Here is a 10060-nt window from a genome sequence, read left to right as displayed (position 1 = left end):
AGCCTGATGCAGTATTACTCTATGGTGATACTAATAGTTGTCTTTCAGTCATATCAATTAAGAAGAAACAAATCCCAATTTTTCATATGGAAGCAGGTAATCGTTGTTTTGACCAACGTGTTCCAGAAGAATTAAATAGAAAGATTGTTGATCATTTATCAGATCTTAATATGGTTCACTCAGAGCATTCAAGAAGATACTTGATTAATGAAGGGGTAAGACCTGAGCTAATTGTTAAGACAGGTAGTCCGATGAAAGAAGTGTTAAACTTCTTTGGCCAAGATATTGATAACTCAAAAATTCTTGATGATTTAAAACTTGCTAAGAATGATTACTTCTTAGTTAGTATACATAGAGAAGAAAATGTTGATTATGAGGGGAACTTTACAGCTCTTCTTGATTCTTTAAATGGAATTGCGGAACACTTTGGGAAGAGAATTATTGTCTCAACTCACCCTCGTACAAGAAAAAAGTTAGAGAAACAGACAAGCTCAAATTTTAATGAACTGATTGAGTTCATGAAGCCACTTGGATATCTTGATTACAATTTACTTCAAAAGAATGCGAAATGTGTAATTTCAGATAGTGGAACTATCACTGAAGAATCATGTCTAATGAATTTCCCTGCGATCACAATCAGGCAAGCACATGAAAGACCTGAAGGAATGGATGCAGGTACATTAATTATGTCAGATCTAGATCGAGATTCAGTTATTAATTCAATCAATATTACAATCAATAACCCAGAAGGTTTCGATAGTGATATTGAAGATTATCGAAATGAAAATGTAAGTTACCAGGTTGTTAAAATTATTCAAAGTTACACTGGTTACATCAATAGAAATGTTTGGAAGAAATAAGAGGGATATATGTTTGATAATAAAAAATTATTAATTACAGGTGGTACAGGTTCTTTTGGTAATGCAGTCTTAGACAGATTCTTAGATTCAGGACTTTCTGAAATTAGAATCTTTTCTCGTGATGAGAAGAAACAAGATGATATGAGAAAGAAGTATAATAATCCTAAAATTAAATTCTATATAGGAGATGTTAGGGATTATAACAGTGTTCTAACAGCAATGCATGGTGTGGATTACGTCTTTCATGCAGCTGCACTTAAACAAGTTCCTTCATGTGAGTTTTATCCACTTCAAGCTGTTAAGACGAACATTTTTGGAACGGAGAATGTTCTTGATGCTGCAATTAATTGTAGAGTGAAGAAAGTTATTTGTTTAAGTACTGATAAGGCCGTTTATCCAATCAACGCAATGGGTATGAGTAAGGCGCTTATGGAAAAAGTTTTTGTTGCAAAAGCACGTAGTATTGCTGATACACACGAGACAATTATCTGTGGGACACGCTATGGAAATGTTATGGCCTCTCGTGGTTCCGTTATTCCACTATTTATTGAACAAATTGAAAATGGCAGGCCAATCACAATAACAGATCCAAATATGACTCGTTTTATGATGTCACTCGAAGATGCTGTCGAGTTAGTAATTTTTGCATTTAAAAACGGTGAAAATGGAGACATTTTCGTTCAAAAATCACCTGCTTCAACAATTGAAAACCTGGCAAATGCAATTAAACGATTTAAAAAATCACCTGCTACTGAAGTCAAAGTTATCGGAACTCGTCATGGTGAGAAGCTATACGAAACTCTTCTTACACGTGAAGAGATGGTAAAGGCACGTGATCTTGGTGATTATTATCAGATAATTAGTGATAATCGTGACCTTAATTATGATCGTTTCTTTGAAGATGGTGAAGAGGTTATTACCCAAGCCGGTGAATATAACTCTCATAATACGCATCGTTTGAATGAGGATGAAATGTTAAATCTTTTGACTACGCTTAAAGAAGTTAACTAAATTTTTAGGGTATTCTGATTCTATTAAATAGAATAACGTAATATTGAATATGATTGCAGATAGTAGCATATAGCTTTGCGATGGAATATATCCAAAATGTATGACCCTGAAAGCAAGTACATATGCTATCAATGAGGTGAATATCAGATTACCTTTTGATGCTTTTAAAGTGATTAATTCAAAAACTCTACAAACTAACCCTATTAAAAAACAAAAACAGAAGAGAAAGGTTTTAGAGCCGCTATAATAAAGAAAACTTATCATGCCTTGGATCGTTATGAAGTTGTTATTAGACAATCTTTTGTCGTTATAAATAGAGTTAATAATCTCTCTATCATAGAATGATGTTCCATGAGTGGGCTTTTCATTGAGCGCCTTTGATAGTAAGCTACTTCCTAATTCTTCTTTTTTTCCGATAACTGCGGCAAGTCCTTCAATCCCAACCCATCTAGTAACGGCAATACCTATAAAGCGTGTACCAGTGTTTTGTGGTATTGTGATATTTTCACCTCTATCTTTATTGAAGAGAACGGCTCTATTATAATTTACAAACTTTAGTGTAGATATAAATAAAATTACTCCGATAGATAGAACAAGCGCTTTTATCTTGATACTTGTTGCATTTTGTCTCATTTTTTCTTCATATACAATGCAGCCGTAAAGAATGCTCAATAGTGGAAAAATCATACCACGGCTTAGTATGGACATTGAACTTGAATAGGTTTCGAAAATAAGTAGGAAAAAAGGAATAATGCTAATTATTTTATATCTTAGGTACTCATATCTTAGTATTAGGGTGGCAATACTTGCGCCTCCGAATAGTAATAACCATCGAATTATTCCAGAGATATATATTGGTAAATCAGTTTGAGGGGGGCGTCCTCTTTGGTAAATACCGAAATAATAATTTATACCTGAGTATATTAAAACAAATGTTGAGAATAGAATCCATGTATGAATACGATATTTCGAATAGAAAGATATATTAGATTTTAAAGATTTTATGTTTTGATATTCTTTATACTTATCATTGAGAATGTATATTGGGGCAAGAAAGCCTATTATTGCGATTGAAGTTAAGGTGAGTAAGAGGTCATACGATTCAGGGGAGTAATTAAATCCTCCGGTATAATCAAAGAATTTTCCATTGTAAAAATTTAAGCTAATAACTAATTTAAACCAAAAGCCAAGCCATAGAAATGTGAATAGAAAAGTATGGAAAAAATTTTGTTTATTCCTTATGGCATAGTGAACAGAATAATTAATTATGACTGAGAAGCCTATAAATATTAATTTGCTTCCGGAGTAAAGCGTAGATGTGTATAGAGTTATTAAGGAAACTACAGTAAGTATAATTATATTCAATAATTTCATTTACTTCTCAATGTATAGAGTGTGAAGGGAATGATTCCCAGCAAATTAAAAATATAAGATAGTGAAAAATAAATTGTGAAAATATCTGAACCATTTTCGATACCTACTAATTTGAACAATTCATTGAAGGCATAGTTTCCTGTACCTAGTCCTTGATAAGAAATAGGTATGATTGAAGCAAAGATTCCCAATGGTATGACTTGAGAAAGTTTCAAAAGTGATTCAAATGTAATCTCTTTAGTAAAGAATACAATTAATAATATTGAAAGAACATTTAGTAGTTGGAGTATAGTACTGTGTATAAGAGGTTTTACAATTAATTTAGGTTTGAGGAATAGTAAGCTATAATAGTTATGAAAATGTAAAGCTCTATTATTTATGAATTCTTTTTGAAAGTTCATCTTTTTATAAATAAGAATGAGGATTTTATAGATTTTAATACGATATGTGAAAGCTAATGAGAGAAAACCACAAAATATTATCACCAAGTATAAGAGGTTATTATCTTTTAGTACTTCTTTATTGATAGTAAACGATGCAAGCATGGTTATTAATACTAGTGCAATTATAGTAAGAATTTTTGAAATGATTGAAGTGTATACAACATTATCTTTTGTTTCATTTTTGCTGTTATTAATTATCATTTTAATTTTATATACTTCTCCGGCAATACTTGTAGGTAGAATGCAATTTAAAAAAGTAGATGCCCAGGTAATGTTATTGATCTTAAATAAGTTAAGCTCATTTCTTTTATTGAAGAATAGTAGCGATTTAGTTCTTGCAGAGCCAACTAGTTGTTGTAAAAAAGTTAACATTAAGAATAAGATAATAAGCTTGGGGTTTGAGAGCCCTTTTTTTACTAAAATGAGATCTACTAAATCTTTTGAAAATATATAATAAAATATAGTTAAAACGAAAACGAGTTTTATTAGAAGAATATTTTTCTTTAGTATATTAAATAACTTTCTCATGTATTTTTTTTCAAGTGAAAAATTTCTTCATCAACTTCCTGATTCTTTTTTATATGATCAAAGTCGTCGATATTCTTTATAGGGTTAAAGAACTTCAAACGATTCTCCTTGTTAACATTTAAAATATGAACTAACTTCTTATTTTTTATTCTAGAAAGCCGATCCGAGTTCAAAAGCACAGACCCCATAGCTCCCTCAAGTTGCATAAATTCACCTTTTTGATTCTTGATCAAATCAGGCAGGGCAATCTCGGCATGTTGAACAGCATTAAAGTTAATAAGAACTAAATTCGTATTAAAAAACGCATCCTCATCATCTTCACGTAAACCAAGATGTTCAAAATACTCCAGTTGTCCTGCTTGCTCTGCTTGGGCCTTTTCGACAATTGTTAGGAAAGTCTTGTCTCCTTCGACTTTAAGGGCAATTTGGCCACCTTTCATATCTCTTTTGGTTTTTGTCGTAGTCACCATCACAACAGGAATATTTTCAGTCAGCATCCAGTTCACAATAGCACGATCTGGAGTTGAGCTTAAATCTTCACCATTTCCGATACACGCAATTAAGTTTTCGCCCTCTGGCCTTGGTCCTTTAAAGACTTCATAACCAAAGAAACCATGTCCAGCAGGAGCTAGTCTTTCATCTGTAAGCTCACCATTTTTAATCGTTGGAAGCTTTTGTTGAATAACTGATTCTAGGCGTGAGAAATTTTCATTTAATAAATTTGAATGCTTTTCCCACATCTTATCTAAAATTGGTTTTACATCATTATTAACGAGGTCCTGTAGGACCACTCTTTTAAAAGAGCTTGTTTTTTTTGAAGCTTGAATGATTTGTGCTTCTGCTAGTGAAATGTCGCCAAATTCTTCTGTTTCAATATAGAGATCTGTAGATTTAGAACCTGGTGTAGTTCTTCCATATTTTTTTAAATAATCACTACGATCAAGACTTGATCCAAGTCCTCCGTGCATTTTACGAAGCCAAAGAGTACAGTCGACAACTTCTTTCGTTGAATATCGTTGTTTGATGTCTTCATATGAGTGAAATGGTAATTCACGTCTCATAAGCTCTCTTGGAGCAATGGCTGTAGGATAAACCCCTGTGTCTTTTTCTGTTGTCGCAATAGTTAATTGCTCTGATTTCTCATTTAACTGAGAAAGTAGACCTTCGAAGTACTCAAGTTCTATAGGGTTCTTTATATAATCTTTTAAATTAATCATTTCTTTTTTCTTTCTTTAATTTCTGATCTTCATAGAGATAGAGGTTTGCGATTAGGCGTTCAGCAACACTCATCATAACTTCAATATTTCCACGCCAGCCTGTACCGATACTTGCAAGTAGTAATCTAAATGTATGCCAGTTTAGAAGTAGGACAATTTTGAATATATTCGTACGACTGTTCTTATTTATTAAAATATCGCCTCTAAGCTTTGCGTACTTGTGAACTTTCGTAACAATTGAATGAAGATCACGGTCAGGGTAGTGAAGGAGTCTAAAGTCTTTTGGAATGAGTCGATCTTGACCACTGAACTCTGGCCACTCATGAACTTCACCTTTGTAAGTAACATTTTTAGTGCGATGAATCCTCTTCTGATATGAAGAGTGCCCTTGGCCATGTGAAATTTCTTTTCCGTCTAAATATTCTGTACGATAAACTCTTATCGAATCAATATTGTTTTCTACATCAAGCTTTTTGAGGTGATCAATAAGTTCGGCCGTAACGGCTTCGTCTGAATCGATGAAGAAACACCATTCACTTTCACAAACAGATAGCCCAAAATTTCTTTGGGCCGTAAATCCTTCAAACTTATTTTGTACAACCTCTAGGTTTTCATATCGTTTTGCAATATCTAGAGTTGCGTCACTACTGTAGTCATCAATTAAAATTATCTTCTTAAAGTCTTTTACACTTTCAAGCGTGCGCTCGATTGTGCCTTCGTTATTTGAAGATAAGATAATAACACTTAAGTTATTGAATATATTTGTTGATTCTAGTGACATCGCTAGATTATGCCATATTGAAGCTAAAGGTGGAATAATTTCAATAGAAAAACCGTGTAATAATCGTTAAGTTATTAGCCTATCAGGAGTAAATGTGAATATCGAAACGCTACCATGGCAAAAAACCCTAATCATCATCCCAACTTTTAATGAAATCGATAATATCGAGCGTATGATCGATACGATTTTTACAAAATATCCTAGTGTGTCATTACTCATTATTGAAGATGGTTCACCTGATGGAACTGCGGATGTTGTTAAGCGCAAGATGGAAACAAACGATCAACTTCACATAATCGAAAGAACTGGAAAGTTAGGACTTGGAACTGCTTATATCACTGGATTTAAGTGGGCCCTTGAAAATGGCTATGATTTTGTTTTTGAAATGGATTGCGACTTCTCGCACGATCCTGACTCTGTAAAAGATTTATTAGCAGCAGCTCAAGAAAATGATCTAGTTATTGGTTCTCGATATATCGATGGAATAAGAATTATCAATTGGCCATTTAGAAGACTACTTCTATCATACTGCGCTTCAATCTATACACGTTTTGTTACAGGAATTCCTGTTCTCGATACAACGGGTGGCTTTAAATGTTTTACACGAAAAGCACTTGAAACTTTAAACCTTAATAAGATTATCTCTAGTGGTTACATCTTCCAACTCGAACTTAATTACAAAGTTTGGGACGCAGGACTTAAAGTAAAAGAAGTTCCAATCATCTTCTATGAAAGACGTGATGGTCAATCAAAGATGGGGGGCGGAATTATCTTTGAAGCTTTATTTAATGTTCTAAAGCTTCGAGTTCTAAAAGTTTTTGGTCGCCTTAACGCTTAGTTAGGATACTTTAAAACATTATCTTGTGATGTATAAATACTCGCAAAAGATAAGCCTACAAAAACTAAACATACTAGTACATAACCAAGATTGATCTTCTTGATTGATAGCTTTGTATACTTAAGTACCATTATGATCGAAAGAGCAGCAAAACTATAGTAGCTTGAAAAGATGTATCGACTTGCCGTTCGATCAGACATTGAAAAGAAAGCAACATTTATGAATGTTAAAAGCAACAGTCCTTGAACAACTGGAGTAGAAACAAACTCTTTTAGTTTTGTACGATTCTTAATCGCAAAAATAATTCCAGCAAGTGAGAATGGAAGCGTGTAACTTAACGTTCTACTAAAGTAATACCAGAAGTTTTGAAACTTCTTAATAATATTAAATGCAGAACTAGATGCTTCAATTGATCTCTTATAAATTTGAACTTCAAAATATTTTTTAAAGAATGGAACACCTGTCACAGATCTAAAATAGAACTCAAAGAATACACTTGTTAAAGGAATAAGTAAGACAATCCCCGTGTAGATAACGGTTAGCTTTGGCCATTCGTCTTTCTTTGTTTGAATAATCATAGCGATCCAAAAAAGCGGAATTAGAGGCACCATCGCTAGACCTTTAATATAGTAAGATCCAAGAACAGCAAGTGCGATCATTAGATATGATTTTCTTCTATCTTTGTTAAAGAAAGTAAGTCCCCAAATTCCAATGAGCGAAAACATGAGCATTGGATATTCATGATTTGATCTCAATTGATATGTGAAGTTAATTGGCATCAACTGTACGCAAAGAGGAACAAGGATTGCTTGATTCAATGGCAGTAGTAGCAGGGTGAGTTTAAAAAATAGATATAAGATAATAAGCCTTACAAATGTATTAACAATATAGTGAGCATGACTCGCTGGTACACCGATCTTAGTTAGAAGTACTGGTAAGAAATATTGGCCAGGTAAGTGATCACGTACAAATGGAGTTTCCTTTTCTGCAAAAGTACTCATGCCGGCCCATCTCGGCGCAACAAATTCACCTAGCGGTTTTGTCGATAATTGCTTTACGAATCTTGTATAAAGTCTTGAATCAGTTTCTCTTGCAACATAGTGAAATTGGACCATTAGGATAGCGACAATAAGTCCTGAAAAAAGGAGAGAAATCTTAAAACGGTGATTTTGGATCATAATCATTACTTCTTTTAATTAAATATGCAGTTAAGTGAATGAATTATATGCCATGAAGTGAATATTTTTAAGCGTTTTTAACAAAATATTCCTTGAAGTGAATATCATGCAAATATATTTGAAGCTTATGCACTCGAGTGCATATTTAATGATTGGAACTTTTCAATATGCACCCAAATGAATATCAGAGTTTTTGCGTATGCATTATAATGAATACTCGCAAATTTTACGGCCCATGATATAATTATATTTCATATATCTGTTTTACGGATGAAACAGGGAGAAACTTAAATGAGTTATGATAACTTAGACCTCGAGTTCTTTGAATATGCCAAGACGGCCATCAAAAAGAACGATTACTATGACATTGATCTAAAGGCCTTACGTAAATCTTACGGGCTAAAACAAACTGACCTCGTTGGTATTGATCAGCCGGATGTTTCTAAAATTGAAAATCGCCTTGATCTAAAGCTTTCAACATTGAATAAATATGCAAAGGCCTGTGGATTAGAACTGGTTATTGAATTTAGAAAGAAATTACATTGAATTTACCTTGGTCTAAAACATTAATCATCATTCCTACATTTAATGAAGCATTGAATGTTAAGGAAATGATAGAGCTTGTTTACTCGCTCTATTCCGATGTGAATATTTTAATCGTGGATGATAATTCACCTGATGGAACTGCTGACATTGTAAAAGAGTTGCAGTCGAAGTTTTGTGACCTAAGCCTCATGGTTAGAAAAGATAAGCGTGGACTTGGGAGTGCGTACCTTGATGGTTTCCTGTGGGCCATCGACCATGGTTTTGATTATGTCTTTGAAATGGATTGTGATTTCACACATGATCCAAAGACGTTAGCAACGATGTTAGAATTAGCACAAGTTAGTGATGTCGTTATTGGCTCTCGCTATCTTGATGGTACTCGAATTAAGAATTGGTCACTATTTAGAAAGCTAATTTCTTATAGTGCATCTTCTTATGTAAAATTGGTTACACAAATCCCACTAACAGATCCGACTGCTGGGCTTAAATGTTTTTCACGAGCTGCTCTTGAGAAGATCGATTTATCACGAGTAATTTCGACCGGATATATCTTTCAATTAGAGCTTAATTACCGCGCTTGGAAAAAGGGTTTAGTTATCAAAGAAACACCAATCACACTCTTTGACCGTATACACGGTGAATCTAAAATAGGTCCTTCTGTTTATATTGAAGGAGTGCTCAATGTCTTAAAGCTTAAAATTTATGATTTACTTGGAAGACTCTAGAAAAAGTACGCGCAACCCTTTCGTGATTTCAGCTATATAGATATTAGGTACGTCGATACATTTGGATATATTTCACGCTATTCATCCCAGATTGAAATAATTCATTCCATTTATGAAAAATCTGAGCTTTTTCACTATTTAAAATTTATTTATGTCTCATCAACTACTTAACAATAATTTTTATTAATCTTATTTACATAGTCACTTGTTTAGAACACTGGCCAGAAGTAAGAGAAATAGACTGGGAAAGTAATTAGGAGGGAGAAATAAATGGAGCAGATTTATCTGGAGAGGCCATCGGTAAACGAAGTCTTGCGCGACAAGATTCGTAAATACAAGAAGGCCCACCAACGCCTGAGCAGTAATCAAATTGCTCGCCGTCTTGGCCTACCGCCATCGACATTTCATCGTCTCGAAATGGGAGACGTTCGAAACCCTGGACTCGACATTTGTGTCACGGTTTTGAATGGACTTTGTACTAAGCAAGAAACTGCTGAGTTTGTTAGGTCTTATTTTCCGGAGGTGCATGAGAGTTTATTTGGGCATTTTGTGGAAAATC

The 10060-nt window shown here is 33.7% G+C and carries 11 protein-coding genes; 6 read left to right on the top strand and 5 right to left on the bottom strand.

The window, feature by feature from the left end; genetic code table 11:
- Positions 1-860: UDP-N-acetyl glucosamine 2-epimerase (locus tag ACN5L8_RS14855; protein ID WP_419173397.1), on the top strand; the 860-nt coding region annotated here is incomplete at its 5' end.
- 9 nt (positions 861-869) lie between these two features.
- Positions 870-1871 (top strand): polysaccharide biosynthesis protein, encoded by a 1002-nt coding sequence (locus ACN5L8_RS14850; RefSeq protein WP_419173396.1) that lies wholly within the window; start codon positions 870-872, stop codon positions 1869-1871.
- Here ACN5L8_RS14850 and ACN5L8_RS14845 read toward each other — a convergent pair.
- The 4 genes from ACN5L8_RS14845 to ACN5L8_RS14830 form a co-directional block, all read right to left on the bottom strand.
- Entirely contained in the window at positions 1836-2504 is a 669-nt protein-coding gene (locus ACN5L8_RS14845) for a hypothetical protein (RefSeq protein WP_419173395.1), read from the bottom strand. The two genes, ACN5L8_RS14850 and ACN5L8_RS14845, sit on opposite strands and share 36 nt — an antisense overlap.
- A 737-nt stretch (positions 2505-3241) precedes the next feature.
- The gene (locus tag ACN5L8_RS14840; RefSeq protein ID WP_419173394.1) at positions 3242-4216 is read right to left on the bottom strand and encodes a lysylphosphatidylglycerol synthase domain-containing protein; all 975 of its coding nucleotides are present in this window, start codon (positions 4214-4216) and stop codon (positions 3242-3244) included.
- Complete coding sequence (locus ACN5L8_RS14835; protein ID WP_419173393.1) at positions 4213-5433, bottom strand: UTP--glucose-1-phosphate uridylyltransferase; 1221 nt, start codon at positions 5431-5433, stop codon at positions 4213-4215. Before ACN5L8_RS14835 ends, ACN5L8_RS14840 begins: the two co-directional genes overlap by 4 nt.
- Positions 5426-6214 carry a glycosyltransferase family 2 protein gene (locus tag ACN5L8_RS14830; protein WP_419173392.1) on the bottom strand — a complete coding sequence of 263 codons (789 nt, stop codon included), beginning with the start codon at positions 6212-6214 and terminating at the stop codon, positions 5426-5428. Before ACN5L8_RS14830 ends, ACN5L8_RS14835 begins: the two co-directional genes overlap by 8 nt.
- Positions 6215-6308: 94 nt before the next feature.
- On the opposite strand from ACN5L8_RS14830, the gene ACN5L8_RS14825 reads away from it, so the two are divergent.
- Entirely contained in the window at positions 6309-7052 is a 744-nt protein-coding gene (locus ACN5L8_RS14825) for a polyprenol monophosphomannose synthase (RefSeq protein ID WP_419173391.1), read from the top strand.
- Here ACN5L8_RS14825 and ACN5L8_RS14820 read toward each other — a convergent pair.
- Positions 7049-8230 carry a glycosyltransferase family 39 protein gene (locus ACN5L8_RS14820; protein ID WP_419173390.1) on the bottom strand — a complete coding sequence of 394 codons (1182 nt, stop codon included), beginning with the start codon at positions 8228-8230 and terminating at the stop codon, positions 7049-7051. The two genes, ACN5L8_RS14825 and ACN5L8_RS14820, sit on opposite strands and share 4 nt — an antisense overlap.
- 291 nt (positions 8231-8521) lie before the next feature.
- Here ACN5L8_RS14820 and ACN5L8_RS14815 point away from each other — a divergent pair, with 291 nt between their 5' ends.
- From ACN5L8_RS14815 to ACN5L8_RS14805, 3 genes are all read left to right on the top strand, one after another.
- Positions 8522-8776 (top strand): helix-turn-helix domain-containing protein, encoded by a 255-nt coding sequence (locus ACN5L8_RS14815; protein ID WP_419173389.1) that lies wholly within the window; start codon positions 8522-8524, stop codon positions 8774-8776.
- Positions 8773-9501, top strand: a complete 729-nt coding sequence (locus ACN5L8_RS14810) for a polyprenol monophosphomannose synthase (protein ID WP_419173388.1) — start codon at positions 8773-8775, stop codon at positions 9499-9501. The genes ACN5L8_RS14815 and ACN5L8_RS14810 overlap by 4 nt, the downstream gene beginning before the upstream one ends.
- A 270-nt stretch (positions 9502-9771) precedes the next feature.
- Positions 9772-10060, top strand: a 289-nt coding sequence (locus ACN5L8_RS14805) for a hypothetical protein (protein ID WP_419173387.1), incomplete at its 3' end; no start/stop codon positions are given.

The organism is Halobacteriovorax sp. (assembly GCF_048381875.1).
In the GTDB taxonomy this organism is placed as follows: Bacteria; Bdellovibrionota; Bacteriovoracia; order Bacteriovoracales; family Bacteriovoracaceae; genus Halobacteriovorax_A; species Halobacteriovorax_A vibrionivorans.
This window is presented reverse-complemented; position numbering and strand designations above follow the sequence as displayed.